Consider the following 16,547-nt stretch of genomic DNA (forward strand, 5'->3'; position numbering starts at 1 on the left):
AATTTAAAAGACATCGAATAGTCCTTCTGCGTTCGTTTAACATACTTGGTTTCAGGATTCTCTTGCATAGCTGTACAATTTGTGTATCGCTATTTCAGGACGGGACATGTCTAAGAAAAAAGGGAGTTGGGATTTTAAATTCCCAACTCCCTTTTTCATCTGCGCCACTGCTTCCAGGAGCGTCTGACTTATTTCTAAACAAGTAACGGTCGAATTGTAAACTTTGAGCTAATTACTGTCAACTCAAAACCAATTACTTTTTCAAAGCCTCCTGAACCGGCGTGCCGATGTTACCGCTTGTAGGTAAAATATGCAGTAGTGAAGCAATGGTTGGTGCAATGTCGGACACCGAAGTCCTTTTCAGTGTTTCGCCTTTATTAATACCCCATCCAAACATTACGAAAGGAACCTGGGTATCGTAGTTGTAAGGAGTGCCATGGGATGTGCCGGTGGTACTTCCATAAAACCAGCCCGGTTGTGAAATGATCTGAATTTCACCGCTTCGTTTAGCATGTATGTTGTTCTTAAACAATTCGAGCTGGTAGGTATTCAGTGGTGCTTTACCCATATCGGTAAGGTCAAGTATATCGGCAATACCTGGAACCTTGATCAGCTCTTGTTTCAATACAGATGCAACATCGGCTATTGTGATTTTCTTTTTTCTCAACAACACGTGATCAAAGTAAAGCTGATTGTTATCAGTAGCAATAACATATTCTCCCTCACCAAAAGCCTCTGTCAAAGAATTTTTTACAGCAGCGGTTACCAGCTTTCTCTGAATTAAACCGGCAGGCAGCTTGTGTTCCTGAGCAAAGCCGGGCACATCTACCACACCATGGTCAGCCGTGAGGAAAACGGTATATTCTCCTTTCCCCACCCATCCGTCAAGGAAGTTGAAAAGGTCTGCAAATTCACGGTCCAGACGAAGGAAATCATCTTGCTGTTCAACAGAATTTGGCCCTACACTGTGTCCGATCTTATCAGGCGTAGAAAAACTGATGGCCAGGAAATCAGTATCTTTTCCTTTGCCCAGATTCTCTCCTTTTACAGCTTCTATCGCCATTTCTTTGGTAATGGTGTTTCCCCAGGGCGTGTTGGTTACTACGCCAAAGGCATCTCCGGCCAGGCCTGCAAGTTCATATGGGAATACGGGCTTTTGAGCTCCCGGTAGTTTGCCTTCCCATGGAGAGTCGTCAGGAGAGCTTTGGATGTACTGATCGGCCGGTAGCAGTAATTGCCATCCTTTTTTCAAATATTCCGACGGCATTTTTTTTGCATTATAATCTTTTGCCCATTGCGGTAGGTCGTTCATATAATACGTGCTCGATACCCAGTTCCCTGTTTTGGAATCGAACCAGTACGCTCCGTTTGCAGTGTGACCAGCAGGTAAAATAGAGCCTCTGTCCTTTATTGATATACCAATCGTCTTGTTACGGAAATTAGTAGCAATTCGTAACTGATCGGTAACGGTGCTCACAAGCAGGTTGCGGGGCGACATTTTCCCGACACTTTTATTGTTACTTCCTACGGTTGCAACGGTGCTGTCTTCAACACAATATACGCCTCTGTCTGCAACTTTATCGTGCCACTCATTACCTACTATACCATTAATAGCAGGTATGGAACCGGTGTAAACCGAGGCATGGCCGGCTGCTGTAACTGTGATGGCATAGCTGTAATGATTATTTCTGCAATTGAAACCTTCGTTCATCATGCGCTTAAAGCCACCTTCCACATATTGGTCATAATATCGGTAGAGGTAATCGTAACGCATTTGATCCACTACTATACCAACCACCAGCTTGGGGCGTGCGAGGGTAGTTGGTTTGGTAATGGCTTTTTTTGTTGTTTGTGCATATCCACTACAAATTAAAAACATGGATGCAACGAAAAGGGTTAGTTTTTTCACAGTTCAGGAATTTGGTTTAACATAAAAAATCTTGGCGAAGGATTTACTTTTTTAAAGCTTCTTCAACCGGGTTACCCACATTTCCACTTGGAGGTAAAATATGAAGCAGCGCTGAAATAGTCGGAGCTATGTCGGCAATGGTAGTTCTGCGTAAAGTCTCACCTTTATTCACGCCCCAGCCATAAAGAAGAAATGGTACGTGGGTATCATAATTATAAGGCGTTCCGTGGTCAGTTCCGGTTCCGTATGACGATGCAAACCAGCCTGGCTGAACAATTACCTGTATGTCACCGCTCCGTTTCGCGTTGATATTATTTTTGTAAAGTTCCAGCTGATAGGTGTTGAGCGGCGCTCTGCCAATGTCTGTTAAGTTGATCACATCGGCTATACCCTGAACAGGAATTAAGGTCTCTCTTAAAACTTTGTAGACATCCTCAATCGAAACTTTTTTCTCTTTCAGCAGGGCGTTGTTCAGGTACAACTGATAATTTTCAAAAGCCTGAACGTACTCTCCTTCTCCAAAAGCGTCATTAAGTGACTTTACGATGGTCCGGGTGAGGGTAGTGGGGTTCATCAATCCTGCCGGAAGCTTGTGTTCCTGCCAAAAAGCCGGCACATCCATTGCGCCATGATCAGCAGTGAGAAATACGGTATAATTTCCCTTGCCAGTCCAGGAGTCAAGAAAGTTAAACAGGTCAGCAAATTCCATGTCCAATTTGAGGTAGTTGTCTTCCTGTTCCACAGAATTTGGACCAAAAGCATGACCGATCCGGTCCGGAGTTGAAAAGCTTACGGCAAGAAAATCAGTATCCTTACCTTTGCCCATGTTTTCTCCTTTAATGGCTGCAATGGCCATTTCTTTAGTCATTGTATTTCCCCATGGAGATGTGGTAATTACGCCAAAAGCATCTCCTGCTGTTCCGATAAGTTCATGAGGGAAAATCGGTTTTGCAGCTCCTGACAGAGTTCCTTCCCAAGGCACATCATCCGGCGAGCTTTGGGTATATTGTTCAATCGGTAACAAGGTGTTCCAACCACGGCGAAGGTATTCGGAAGGCATTTTTTTATTATTGTAATCCTGTACCCACTGAGGAAGTTCGTTGCCATAATAGGTACTGGTAACAAAGTTTCCGGTTTTGGAGTCGAACCAATAGGCTCCATTTGCTGCATGTCCTGCGGGCAGAATAGACGCCCTGTCTTTAATGGCAACACCGATGGTTTTAGATCTGAAATTGGTAGCAATCCGAAGCTGATCTGTCACAGTGGTTGTAAGGAGGTTACGCGGAGACATCTTGCCAACTGTTACGTTAGAACTACCAACTGTTGCAACCGTCTTATCTTCGGTGCAGTATACGTTTGATGCTTTTGATTTGTCGTACCAGTCGTTTCCTACAATACCGTTCACTGCTGGTAAAGCTCCTGTGTAAACCGCGGAATGACCCGCCGCAGTTACTGTCAGTGCGTAGTGATAGTGATTGTTCCGGCAGTTAAAGCCTTCATTCATGAGTCTTTTTAACCCACCTTCCTTGTATTTGTCGTAGTATCGGTACAGGTAGTCATAGCGCATTTGGTCCACCACTATACCCACAACCAGTTTCGGTCGGGCCAGTGTGGTATTTTTAGCTTTAACCACAGTTTGACCCGTTGCGGAGGTAGTAACTGCTGCGAATGCGATTAGGAGATGAAGTAGAAATCCGGATATTCGTTTCATATTTTGTGAAAAGTAATAAACGTTAAATATAAGGGAAGCCTGCCAGTGTATTGAGCAGAGGCAGGTTTTTAATTTTATTTTAATATTCTCCCGGATTGAATACGGTAAATATCTCATTATATACCATTCTGAATGCAAAAAACCGGACTGCCATTTCGCAGTCCGGTTTTTTGATTTTCTTGAAAACTTATTTTTTCTCTGTTCCGCCCAAAGCACCAGGTGCTTTTTCAGTTGCAGCACCTGCTTTGCCTTTTGCAAAATCTCCCGCTTTTATGATACTCAGCTTCGAGTAATCGATGTGCTTTTGCATTGCAGCTTTAATTTTTTCCGGAGTCAATGCTTCGAGATTTTTTTCGAAATCAGCATCCCACTGCATCGTTCTGTTCAGGTACAGATTGTTCGTGAGTGTATTGGCCAGAGAAGCATCCTGTGCACGTGCAACCTGACGTGACTGTAAATACCCCGACTTAGCAGCTGCAATTTCTTCGGCAGTGAAGCCTTCTTTCAGCACTTTGTCTATTTCTTCTTTAAATGCCGCTTCCAGTTTCTCTGCATTTTGCGGAGCGTAAATGGCATACGACATGAAAGATCCGTTTTTATCCAGTGAACTTGCTGAAACCTGTGAACCGACACCATAGCTCAATCCTTCTTTCTGACGGATACGCGTAGCAAGGCGTGAATTCAGAAAGCCTCCGCCAAGCATATAGTTGCCAAGAACCAACGCCGGATAATCCGGGTCGCTATCCTGCAACGGCATGTTCATACCAGCTACAAACATTGCATTTGCCTTGTCTGGTGTTTCAATAGCTTTGTTCTCTGCTTTCACTGCCTGATATGGGGAAGCGATGCGGCTAAACGCTTTCGCACTTTTCCATGTTCCAAATTCCGTGTTCAACACTTTCTGTACCGCAGCCTGATCAAAGTCCCCAACCACAGTTGCAGATGCATTATTTGCTCCGTAAAAGTCTTTGTGGAATTGTTTCAGTTGATCCAGCGTAGTTTCTTTCAGGCTTGCAACATCCTCGTCGAATGTACCAACATAACGGACATCTCCTTTTGGATATGGACTTGTAATGCGACGATATTGGGTGAAAGCAATCGCTTGTGGTTCGCTGCGCTGCGATTCAATGCCGGCCAGTTCTTCCTGCTTCAATTTTTCGAATTCATTTTCGTCAAACGAAGGGGTTTTTAATACTTCGGCCACCAGCTTTATTACAGCCGGCATATTGTCTCTTGTCGTTTCAATGTTAGCGCCTGCCTGGTTTCCGGCACCAAAGAAACTAACCCTTGCTTTAAGTCTGTCGAACTCGTCTTTAAGCTGTTGGCGCGTTTTGGTTTTGGTCCCTTTATCAAGCATCGAGCCGGTCAGGTCAGAAATGGTTGCTTTGTTTGTCAGGCTTTTTTCATCGCCATAACGTAGCGTGATTTTAGCCGCAACCACGTTTCCACGTGTTTTCTTGGTCAAAAGCGCCGTTTCAATCGTGCCAGCTTTTTCAGTACGAACTGTTCTTGATTCGATATTAGCCGGAGCCGGATCAAATGCTTCACCTTCGGCTACAACAGCTTCGCCTTTGTAGTTTTTAACAAGCTCTTCAACATTAGGTGCTTCCGGTATTTCGGCACGGACGGGATTTGCCTCTGGTACAAATGTTCCCAAAGTACGATTTGAAGGTTTGAAATAGTGTTGTGCTACTTTAAAAACATCGTCAGCAGTTACTTTGCGAATGTTGTCGCGGGAAAGGAAGGCAAGTCTCCAATCGCCGGTTGCAATGGCTTCGCTGATACTCAAACCAATACGTTCTGAATTACGGAATTCAAGATCCCAGTTTTTCAATAAAGTTGTTTTTGCACGTTCAACTTCCTCAGCCGAAGGTTTGGTTGTTGCAGCAGAATCAAGGGTTGCAGTAAATGCATGGCGTGCTTCGTCCAATGATTTTTCTTTCAGCACCTCAGCACCAAACAGTACCATTCCTGGGTCAAACAGCTGAAAACTAAATCCAAATTGTGAAGAAGCTTTTTTGGTATTGACCATGTTCTTGTAAAGTTTTCCGTTTGGCTCCGAAGTAAGAACTTCTGTCAGTACTTCCAGAGCAGGATAATCCTTATGAGAACCAGGCATGACGTGGTAAGCCGCCATGATCATTTGTATATCGCCAGTTCTTTTTAGCTCCACAAATCTTTCGCCGTCCTGCGTAGGTTCTACCGTGTATGATTTTGGAAGAACACGTGCAGGTTTTTCAATCTTGCCAAAATATTCATTGATCAATGCCAGCGTTTTTGGTTCATCAATTTTACCTGCAACAGTTAATACTGCATTATCCGGCTGATAATATTTTTTGTAAAATGCCTGTAAGTTTTCAATCGGAACGCGTTCAATGTCTGACCGGTTTCCAATAGTTGATTTTCCGTAGTTGTGCCACAAAAATGATCCTGACAACACACGCTCCATCAATACACGGAAAGGACTGTTTTCCCCTGATTCAAATTCATTACGTACCACGCTGAACTCGCTGTCAAGATCCTTTTTAGCGATAAATGAATTGATCATCCTGTCGGCCTCCATGTCAAGCGCCCATTTCAGGTTGTCTTCCGATGCAGAAAATGTTTCGTAGTAGTTAGTACGGTCGTACCAGGTTGTGCCGTTCGGGCGTGCTCCGTGAGCGGTCAGTTCCTGAGGTATGTTCGGATGTTTTGGCGTGCCTTTAAACACCATGTGTTCCAGCAAATGTGCCATCCCGGTTTCGCCATATCCTTCGTGGCGTGAACCTACAAGATAAGTAATGTTGACGGTGATGGTTGGCTTGGAAGGGTCCGGGAACATCAGGACTTTAAGTCCGTTTTCCATGGTGTACTCTGTGATTCCTTCCACAGACGTAACTTTTTTCATCCCTTTCGGAAGTTCCTGCGCAGTAACGGGAACCGTCAGAAAAGCTGTGATAATGAAACCGGCAATAGCCTTTATTCCACTTGATTTTACTTTTTTAGATTTGATGATCATTCCAAATGAATTTAGTTTAGATACTCAAAATAGGACTTGAAAGTAAATAAGTGCATTTCATGAAACAATGATTTCATGATAAACGGCAAAGAAAGGTACTTAAAACGAAGGAATACAGGCTTATTCAACAATGTTTGCAACAGGCATGATCACTCTTGTGGTATAATGGATACGAACCGTATTATCTTTGTTCTCCGGACGAGGAATTGAAACCGTAAGTTTTCCGTTTGGTAACCAGTGAATTCATTTTGAAAAACATCATGATCAAAAATCAAAAAATTGTCCAGGGCCTGCTTTTCCTATCATTCAGTATCCTGATCGGCTGCTCTGGCGGAATTCCTATTTCAACCAATACAAAATATCCTATCGAAGTGCTTCGTGAGGGCGAAATTCTGGAAAGACCTTATACCGAAATCGGGCTGATCGAGATCACGGATGAGGATACGCTTACAGCAAATCAGACCAAAGACAATCGTATGATGTTCAGAGGGAATGATGCTAAAACCAAGGAGCTTCTTACTGCACGACTGGTCCTTAAAGCTCAAAAAATCGGAGCAGATGCCATCATCAACGTAAAGTATAAATACTACACTTCGGTAGATAAGGAAGGGTATTTGCTGAATGGGATTGCCGTCAGGTACCGGGGAGAGTAGGGGTTTGCTGCGATTTTAAACAGCTGTCATCCGGTTTAGTAGACAATACATAACTGAAATTCGATAGCAAAACACTTTTTCAATATGCTTTTTACTGCTGATTTGTCTGATATGCCCGTTGAGGCGGAGTCCAGGGTGATCATAAGGTTTCAGGATTGCGATCCTTTGATGCACCTGAACAACTCAAAATATTTTGAATACTTCTTCAATGCCCGGGAGGATCAGGTTTCTAAACTTTACGGGTTCAGTTTCGAAGCCATGTTCAGGGAATTGCGTACCAGTTGGGTGGTATATCAGCACCAGATCGGATATGTGCGACCGGCCTTAATCAGCGAATGGGTGCGCATAACTTCACGTGTCATTTATTACAATGAGGACACCATGGTGACCGAATATTTCATGACCAACGACCTGCGTACGGAGCTGAAAACACTGCTTTGGACAACTTCGAAACACATCAGTATCACCAACGGAAAAAGAACCCCGCATCCGAAAGAAGTGATGGATTACCTTGGCGCCACTTGCGTACCCAACCTTGATTTCCCAAGTCTGGAATTCAGTAGCCGGATTCATACGATCAAACAGGAGTTGTTGGCGGCGAATCAGGCAGGGAATTAGGTATTTCAGCTGTTTGCTGTTGTGTCTTTGTGGGTTTGTTGTTGCCGAATTGGACAATTGAGATTTAGTCGGGGAAACACCTACGGAGCTTTCTTTTGAATGAAATTTCCACATTTCTATAAAAAGGTAGCCACTCTGTGGCTTTGCCGATGGATGGTTCGATTAAGGCCCGATACGGGCTTCCTGTTTATAGAAAAGTAGTCCATCACTAGTCCCCTTGGCTCCGTATGGAACCTCCTGATTGACTACATCATTGCTCATGAAAACAGATCAATCATCCCCCCTTTTTCGACAGAAATTTCTTATCCAGAGAATCCCTCATGGTAGAGTCAATAGGGACGTAAGGGATTTTTAATGCCGGTTTGGGCATGGGTATAAATCGGTTGAAGCTATGCGTAAACTGCATACTGAATCCACCTGTTGTCACGGTATTGCTTAGAGTGAACGGATTTTGAATGTTACGGTTATAAGCCTTCATCCTAACCGAACCTTTCGGATTGAGCCAATATTCCAACGTCCACTCGCCCAACAAACTTGCAGCATCGTATTGGGCTGCTGTGCCGGCTGTGCCATTACTGATCCGGCCATCGCGGGTTACGCGGAAGCGATCATTCAGGAAACGATAGGAAAACCGTAATTGAAGATTGGTCAGTGCATTCTGGTCAAGGGAAAGACCGGAAACACCCACTTCCAGATTCTCGTTGATACCAGATGCCCACCGGCTGATCTGGTTCGATACGAGTTCGCTGATGCTATTTCCAAGAATATTATTGTTGGCAGAAGCAAGGCTACTTTCCGGCTGCAACTGATTGATCACAAGTAAGCTACTTACTTGCCGGCTTAGTTCCTGTTCGTCGGAACGGAGTTTATTTTCAAAGGCTTCAAGCTGTCCTCTTACATTGTTGAGTGACGGATTTTCCAAGATTTTAAGATCATATCTGATCTGTGGGGACATCAGTCTGTCCGACAAGCCAATCGTAACTTCTACCGGATAACGGCGATTCAGGTTCTCGAATTGTTTGTTGTCGCTGGTTGTATTCGGAAGTACCCCAAGCAAGGAAACCAGTTGTGTATAACCCGCTTTCACATCCAGCATAGCGCCATAAGGATCACCCGACCACACAATGCGACTTCCCGGTTTGATGTTAAACTTCTTGTTAATTACGTTTTGAAGCGTGAAGTTGTAATCTCCCTTGTCAATTTCGTAGGTACCCGTCATTGTGAAGTCACCCTGCGTATCAATATTAAGATTCAGCCTGCCGCTTCCGTTGGCTCTGATGATATCACCCGTTTGTCGGTCGAAAATAATTTCGCAGGCTGCGTCAGGTGTCAGGTTAAAGTTAAAATCCATCTTTATACCTCCTGAAACCTGTTTTCTGGCAATTTGTGTAGATTGCAAAGTGCTGTCAAACTTGGGCTGCTGGCTTACAAACTGAATGTAGTCCTGGGTTGCAACTTCGGTGGCGCCATCAAGCGGGATGTATATTTTGGTGCCTTTGTTACTGGTCACGTTGGCCTCAATATTCATGTTATCAATAGGACCATACACAGCCACCGGGCCGGTAACATACGCTGTTCCGTAAAAGGTATCGTTGTCCTTGGCTACTGTATTCAGGATTTTAAAGTTACGGAGATCAGCATTGAAACCCATGGTGAAATACTTAAATCCTTCATGAAAAACACCGCCTCTCAGCGTCGCCGTATTGCCATCCTGATCAGTAAGCAGTATATTATTTCCGCTGATTTCACTTTCACTAAACGTTATTATATCGCTGAAAGTGAATACCGATTGCAGATAGTCAAACTTCATGCGGCCTTTATCAACCGCCAACGAGCCTTCCAGTACCGGTGCATTTACAGTACCTTTAATCATAACTGATCCCTGCGCTTTTCCGCTCACGTCGGAAATAAGTCCTTCGGCAAATGGTTCAATGGCCTTGAAATCAACCTGGCTGAAAATGGCTTTCAGGTCCAATGTGTTCGCAGCCAGCTTTGGCCGGTATAAGCCTGTCAGACTGAAAACTTTTGTGGCGTTTTTACTGAGCTCCGCGTCGATTTCAAGCTGACTTCTTTCTGTATCCCAGTCTCCCGTTCCTGCAAAATTCCCAAACTCGTACTGAGCGTATCCAAGACTCTCGACATTGAAGCTGGCATCCAGTGCAATGTTGTTATATGCATTTTTAATTTTTGCGGTACCATCCATAATACCTGCGATTTTGGTATTCAAGACGGTGTTAAGCGTATTGAGTTTGAAATTTCGGATATCCAGAACAAGGCTCTTCGACGGATCCTGAGAAACCGTTCCATTGACAGTAAGCCGTTGCTTGCCGCTGACAAGGCCCAGATTGCTAAAATTGACATCCGTACCAACAATGGAGATCAGACTTTCCGACGGTACGTTCCATTGTTCGTCGAGCAGATTAAGCTGAGACTTTTTAAAACTGATATCCAGACCAGCTGGCAAAAACCGAATTTCGCCTCCCATATTGGCACGGTTGGTACTGCTTACCTGCCTGATATCTCCATTGAAATCGATGTGGTCAACATCCCAGGTGCCTTCCAGTTCCAGTTTTTCGGTCGGGACGAGGGCACTCATTTTTTGTTGGGCAGAGGTTACTAGTGCGGATGCGAGTACTTCCGCGCTGTTCACGAATTTGGAGGTGGTGACATCCACTACCGAATTCACAAACTGATTATTACCATATTTAAGTGTATCAGCAGAAGCCGTCAGCGTTAAAAAAGAGGTATTGTCCATTTTGAAAAAACCTTCCGCTTTTGCACCTCTGGATACATAAATATCAGGACTGATGAATGCCAGAAAACGGGACAGATTCCTCGTTTCCAATTCGTAATCTATTTCATAATTGTTTCTTACAAGCTGAATAGGCTTGTTGGCATAATAAGCCTTCCTGTTTGCTTCATTGTCAAGGAAATAGAGCTTGTATTCCTGCAAAACCTTACTGAGATCTTTCCAGGCAACGGTGGGCAGAAAGTCACCTTTTAGTTTTGCAGTTAAAAATTCACTTTCCAGTTGAATTGTGCGCTGATCCTGCAATTGGGTAGAAGAAAGAACCAGTGTATCTATCACCAGATTTCGTTCGTTTTTTGTCGTTACCAAATACGTGTTTAGCAGTTTTGCATCTCCAATGAGCTCATCAATGGTGTTTCCGGCAAGCTTTACGTCCAGTTCGGTTCTCACGGTAATTGAATCCTTAATGAAGCCCAGCGCCTGCAAATTCGCTTTTTCTATGATTCCCTGAACGTCAAAATGATTTTTGGGTTTGGAAAGATCAAACTCACCATCCAGGTTCACCACCAGATTAGAGTCCCGAGTGCTTACATGGCCATTAAAATACTGATTTTGAATATTGCCTTTTAGCTTGATATTCCGGTAGTCGTAATTTCTGAATCCAATACGACTTACCAGCGCATCCATATTCCCGGAAGCGAACTGAAGTTCCAATCCCTTACCGAATATTTTTCCGTCAAAATCGAGTTTTTGCCAGTTGTCAGAATCATTTATTAAAGTACCAAGTTCAAAGTCCGAGGCCGTAACTTTGCCTGAATAAGTGGTCGATTTCGCATCATCAATGTGAAAAACAAGATCGCCGGATAATTTCCCGAGCGCTGAGGAAACATCTGCATCAACCGCAAAATCTTCAAGTGTTCCTTTAAAAGTCCCGTCTAACAGCGTAAGTCCAAATTTTTCAAGAGCTTCATGTTTGTCCCATTCCGGATAATACTGAACAATATCTTCCGGCATCACTTTGGAGAGCGACAAACGGATGTCCATTACGCAGCCTTCGATTTGGGGTAGCCCTTTGAAGCCAATATCACCAAGTAAGCGACTGCTTTTACCAAAGTGAATATCTGAGTTCGACAACATGAAATCATCGACTTTACCATTAAAATCCCCGGAAACTTGCCAGGTTTCGTTAAGCGCGTCTACATACTCAGAAAACAAACCGAGATCGCGGGAGCTGATTGTGCTTCCTATCAAATGGCCTTTGAGATATACCTTATGGTTGAAATCCCCAAGTTCGCCGGAACGGTTGTAATGAAAGGATATCTGGTCTTTCAAATGAGAATCTCCAATGTGAGCGTCCAGCTCATGCAACTCCATTTTTTTCTGACAGAATAGAAAACGTGTGTCCAGACCTTTCACATTCAGACCTGTTTGCTTGTCTATCATTTTCAGGTCTTTACCCAGAAAGGAAATGGTGTCGCCCTGTACCAGAAAATCTTTTAGCTCACCGTTCAGCTTTGTAAGTTGGAAATGAGAGTAGTCGAATACACGCGCTCCCTTTCGTTTTACCTGTCGGGGATCGTCGTAGCTGAATTTCCCGTCCGTGATACGTGATTTTCCTATTGTAAATGGGGTGTTGTTTTCCGGCGCGTTGGGAGGACGGCGTACTTTGGGAGCTGTCAGTTCATTTATTTTTTCAATAAATCCGTCAATGTTTAAGTAGCCCGATTCAGGGATAACGCGCAGATGAACGTCCGGTTGATAGACATTTACTTCGTCAAGATGGATTTCGCGGGAAGAATTTTCAATGATATTGCCCACATTGAGATTGACATCAATGCGACCGACGTCGATCATCCGGAGCTGGCTGGTGTCCTTTACCGAAATGCCTTCAAGCGAAACGACGTCAAACCATTTGATATTAACACGCTCAATGGTAATGGGATAGCCAAGCGCTTTTGATACTCTTTCTGTGGCAGTTTGTACGGCGAAGGTCTGTACGGAAGGAAGCTGAAGAGCAATCGTAGCAATCCCCAGCGCTAAAAGCGCAAAGATCAGGATTACAACAAAACTGTTGATGACTACCTTCAGGAATCGTAACATATATCTTTACCGGACCATGCCGGGGTATTTCTATCTATTAATTGACATTCAACATTATAGTAATTCTGTAACACGGAATGTAAAGGTTGCCCAAATGCCTGTCAGGAATTAATCACGCGTAATTGACTATTTTTGCAAATATTTTTAAAACGTATGAACATTCTTGCCATCGAATCGTCTTGCGACGAAACCTCAGCAGCCGTGATAACTAACGGAAAAATTTGCTCTAATGTTGTTGCCACACAGCTCATTCACACACAGTATGGAGGCGTTGTTCCTGAGCTTGCTTCGCGTGCTCACCAGCAACACATTCTGCCTGTGGTGGATAAGGCATTGACTGATGCAAAAGTAACAAAAAAAGACCTTGATGCCATTGCTTTTACCAAAGGACCTGGTTTGTTAGGTGCGTTGCTTGTTGGAACTTCGTTTGCCAAGTCCATGGCAATGGGGCTCAATATTCCATTGATCGACGTAAATCACATGCAGGCGCATGTTTTGGCGCATTTTATTGAAGAACCAAGGCCTAAATTTCCATTTCTCTGCCTCACGGTTAGTGGCGGACACACGCAAATTGTAAAGGTTTCAGGACCGCTTGAAATGCAAATTATTGGAGAAACCAAGGACGATGCAGTAGGGGAGGCTTTTGACAAAACGGCAAAACTTCTGGATTTGCCCTATCCCGGCGGTCCGCTCATCGACAAATATGCCCGTGAAGGAAACCCGATGGCTTATGCATTTCCTTTACCTGAAATGCCCGGACTGGATTTCTCTTTCAGTGGGATTAAAACTTCATTCATGTATTTCCTGCAAAAACAGGTGCGTGAGAATCCGAATTTTATCACTGAAAATCTCAAAGATATTTGCGCAAGCATACAGTTCACACTCGTGAACATCCTTTTGAAAAAACTAAAAAAAGCAGCCAAAGAAACGGGGATAAAGGAGATTGCAATTGCCGGTGGTGTTTCTGCCAATTCCGGATTGCGTACTTCGATTATGGAATTGGGCGAAAAATTGGGCTGGAAAGTATATATTCCTGAATTTGAATACTGCACCGACAATGCGGCAATGATTGCGATGGCCGCTCACTACAAATATCTGAACAGTGATTTTTGTGATCAGACTGTTAGTCCAGAAGCGAGAATGGAATTTTAGATTCAGTTGAAACCGTTCAGGCAAGAGATATAAAAGAGAAGTATCAGAATTGTTTTTAGTGCCGTAGGGAAGCAATGTTGCTTCCCTACGGCACTTCGATTTATCGGGTAATTTTTTATCTACCGATGTTTCATGCCTCCGGGATTTTGTGTCAATTACGTTTCCTGATAACGTATCTACTGATCACACTTTTTACCACAGAGCAGAATTAATCTGCAACTACATTCCCCTTTTCCAGTTTCAGGTAATGTGTCACACAGGAAGGAATTTCGTGGGGGTAATGCGATACGTAAATCAGCGTTCGTTCGTCAGATTTACAAATTGCATTCACTACGGATTTGAAATATTCAATGGCATCTGCGTCCAGTCCCTGGCAAGGTTCGTCCAGAATGAGTAGCGGAGGGTTTTTAACCAGCGCCCGCGACAACAAGACCATTCTTTGCTGCCCTTTTGAGAGCTGAGAGAAATCCTTTTCCAGTAATTCATGCACATGAAGGAGCTCTGCAACTTCATGTACCCGTTCAATCTGAACGTCTGTAAGTTTTTTGAAGAACACACCCGTTGCGTCAAAAAAACCGGATGCTATGGTTTTGAAAACCGTTGTGTTTCGTGGGAAGTACAAATGCAATTCCGGCGAAACGTGACCGATTTTTTGTTTGATATCCCAAATGGAAGCTCCAATTCCGCCTCGTTTTTTATCGAATAAATCAAAGTCATTGGCGAAACGTTGTGGATTGTCGGCGGTAAGAATGCTTAATAAGGTTGATTTACCGGAACCGTTTGCGCCAGACAGTGCCCATTTTTCACCTTTTCGGATCTTCCAGTTTACATTGTTCAGGATTTGCTCATTACCATATTTTACATTGATGTTTCTGAGATTTAGTGCAAACTCAAAATCTGTAAAGGAAGGCTGTCCAAAATGCAGCAGTTTGGCATCATCAGGCTGAGGCAATTGTTGTGTTGCCGTTTCCTGATTTTTATAGGCATCTAACTTAGAGGTGCGTACCAGGTGACCTTCGCTCAATTCGGCTACATGTGTGATGCATGAAGGGATTTCTGTTGCCGGAGTAGCCATAATGATGATGACACCGGAAGCAGAAAGTTCGCTCAGTGCATTCCGCAATACTTCCCGTGAATGTACATCCAATCCGCTAAAAGCATTGTCGAGCAAAAGCACACGAGGATTTTTAAGCAATGATTTCGCCAGAAGCATTCTGCGCGTTTCACCATTGGAAAGTGTAACAAACGGGTGATCGAGCAAATGAGTTAGAGAAAGCAGCGCTGTAACTCGTTCCAGACTTTCCCCGCTTACTTTGGAAGGCGCAAGGCTCACCGACTTGTCATCAATAGTGCCGACGGGTTTTAGCTGATTGGTCAGAATTGCCCGTAATGTTGGAGCGCGCTCGGCTTCGTAGGCATGGAACCGTTGCTGGTAATACTCTGCTCCGGCGTTTACAATTCTGTTAAAAGAATAATCGTTTGACACCAGTTCGACGGTTTCACGCAATGGCTCATCCCAGCTGTAATGTACGCTGCCTTTCCAAACCGGCCATTTCCCTGCAATAATATCCAGCAAAATTGTTTTTCCGGAACCATTAGGACCAATTATTGCCCAGTTTTCACCTGCCTGAATGTTTAGCGAAATGTCTGATAAAACAACAGAGTCATATTTGCGGACGGATACATTTTGGAGTGATATGGCGTAATTCATGCAGGAAGTAAATATTGTAATGAACCAGCTGAACTGGTTTTCGAATTCATAATTGCAAAGATTGAAAGATTGAACCGTACGGAAAAGAAAAAAGCACCTCTTTTAGGAGGTGCTTTTTGAATACCGGTCAATTTTTGTTGCGTGAGTAGTGTTTTATGACCGGTTTTTTTTCATTCCGGATCTGATGGGCTCCTGAATGAAAATATCTTATAGCTGAACACTTAGCTCAACTGGCTTACTTGTCTATCAACCAAATTAAATTCCTTGATGAGCTGGCTTGTAAATGAAGGCAGATCGTCGGCATTTCTGCTTGTAATAAGGCTGTTGTCCACAACCACCTGTTTATTGAGCCATATTGCACCGGCATTTTCCAGGTCTGTTCTGATCGTAGCGAACGAGGTAAGCTTGCGGCCTATTACCACGTCGGCGTCAATAAGTAATTGAGGTCCGTGGCAAATCGCTGCCACCGCTTTTCCAGCGTTAAAAAAAGATCTGACAAATGCGATGGCATTTGGTTCGGCTCTTAAAGCATCCACGCTCATTACCCCGCCCGGCAACACCAATGCATCGTAATATTCAGCCCGTGCCATATTCAGAGGCACATCCACATGGTGATCGTGGCCCCAATCGACCCGATTCCAGCCTTTCACCAAATCTTTATTTGGAGAGATCACGTGAACGCAGGCTCCGTGTTGATTTAGTATTTTTCTGGGGCAGGTCATTTCCACCTGCTCAAATCCATCCGCAACCAGAATGGCGACTTTAAATGAATTCGATGAGTGTTCCATAGGATCGCGATTGAATTAGTAAGGCATAATTATTTGTACAATAAATTGTACAATAATCATGCCAATTAGAAAATATAGCTTTATGACTTCGATTATGGAAAAGTTTGTAGAAGTGCGTACACAACTGTGTTTTAAGCGTCAGTATGACCTTTCTACAC

Annotated in this window: 9 protein-coding genes; 3 read left to right on the plus strand and 6 right to left on the minus strand. The window is 43.8% G+C overall.

The genetic code is table 11. From position 1 onward, the window contains the following. Positions 1-253 precede the first annotated feature (253 nt). The 3 genes from pafA (LZG71_RS25795) to LZG71_RS25805 form a co-directional block, all read right to left on the minus strand. Positions 254-1,909, minus strand: a complete 1,656-nt coding sequence (gene pafA / locus LZG71_RS25795; protein WP_409013674.1) for an alkaline phosphatase PafA — start codon at positions 1,907-1,909, stop codon at positions 254-256. 43 nt (positions 1,910-1,952) lie between these two features. Then, a complete protein-coding gene (gene pafA / locus LZG71_RS25800; RefSeq protein ID WP_233825394.1) occupies positions 1,953-3,620 on the minus strand; it encodes an alkaline phosphatase PafA in 1,668 nt (555 codons plus the stop codon). A gap of 187 nt (positions 3,621-3,807) precedes the next feature. Next, complete coding sequence (locus LZG71_RS25805; RefSeq protein WP_233825396.1) at positions 3,808-6,618, minus strand: pitrilysin family protein; 2,811 nt, start codon at positions 6,616-6,618, stop codon at positions 3,808-3,810. Between the two features lie 260 nt (positions 6,619-6,878). Between LZG71_RS25805 and LZG71_RS25810 the strand changes: the two genes are divergently transcribed. Further along, a complete protein-coding gene (locus LZG71_RS25810; protein WP_233825398.1) occupies positions 6,879-7,271 on the plus strand; it encodes a hypothetical protein in 393 nt (130 codons plus the stop codon). Positions 7,272-7,355: 84 nt separating this feature from the next. After that, on the plus strand, positions 7,356-7,889 hold the full coding sequence (locus LZG71_RS25815; RefSeq protein WP_233825400.1) for a thioesterase family protein: 534 nt from the start codon (positions 7,356-7,358) through the stop codon (positions 7,887-7,889). A 274-nt stretch (positions 7,890-8,163) separates the two neighbouring features. Here LZG71_RS25815 and LZG71_RS25820 read toward each other — a convergent pair whose 3' ends face one another. Next, positions 8,164-12,738 (minus strand): translocation/assembly module TamB, encoded by a 4,575-nt coding sequence (locus LZG71_RS25820; protein WP_233825402.1) that lies wholly within the window; start codon positions 12,736-12,738, stop codon positions 8,164-8,166. 153 nt (positions 12,739-12,891) lie between these two features. On the opposite strand from LZG71_RS25820, the gene tsaD reads away from it, so the two are divergent. Continuing rightward, positions 12,892-13,890 (plus strand): tRNA (adenosine(37)-N6)-threonylcarbamoyltransferase complex transferase subunit TsaD, encoded by a 999-nt coding sequence (tsaD, locus tag LZG71_RS25825; RefSeq protein WP_233825404.1) that lies wholly within the window; start codon positions 12,892-12,894, stop codon positions 13,888-13,890. Positions 13,891-14,098: 208 nt separating this feature from the next. Here the strand turns inward: tsaD and LZG71_RS25830 are convergent, their stop codons facing one another. Then, the gene (locus LZG71_RS25830) at positions 14,099-15,601 is read right to left on the minus strand and encodes an ATP-binding cassette domain-containing protein (RefSeq protein ID WP_233825406.1); all 1,503 of its coding nucleotides are present in this window, start codon (positions 15,599-15,601) and stop codon (positions 14,099-14,101) included. Positions 15,602-15,822: 221 nt separating this feature from the next. Next, positions 15,823-16,389 (minus strand): type 1 glutamine amidotransferase domain-containing protein, encoded by a 567-nt coding sequence (locus tag LZG71_RS25835; RefSeq protein WP_233825408.1) that lies wholly within the window; start codon positions 16,387-16,389, stop codon positions 15,823-15,825. Positions 16,390-16,547 lie beyond the last annotated feature (158 nt).

Source organism: Dyadobacter sp. CY312 (assembly GCF_021390535.1).
Lineage (GTDB): Bacteria > Bacteroidota > Bacteroidia > Cytophagales > Spirosomataceae > Dyadobacter.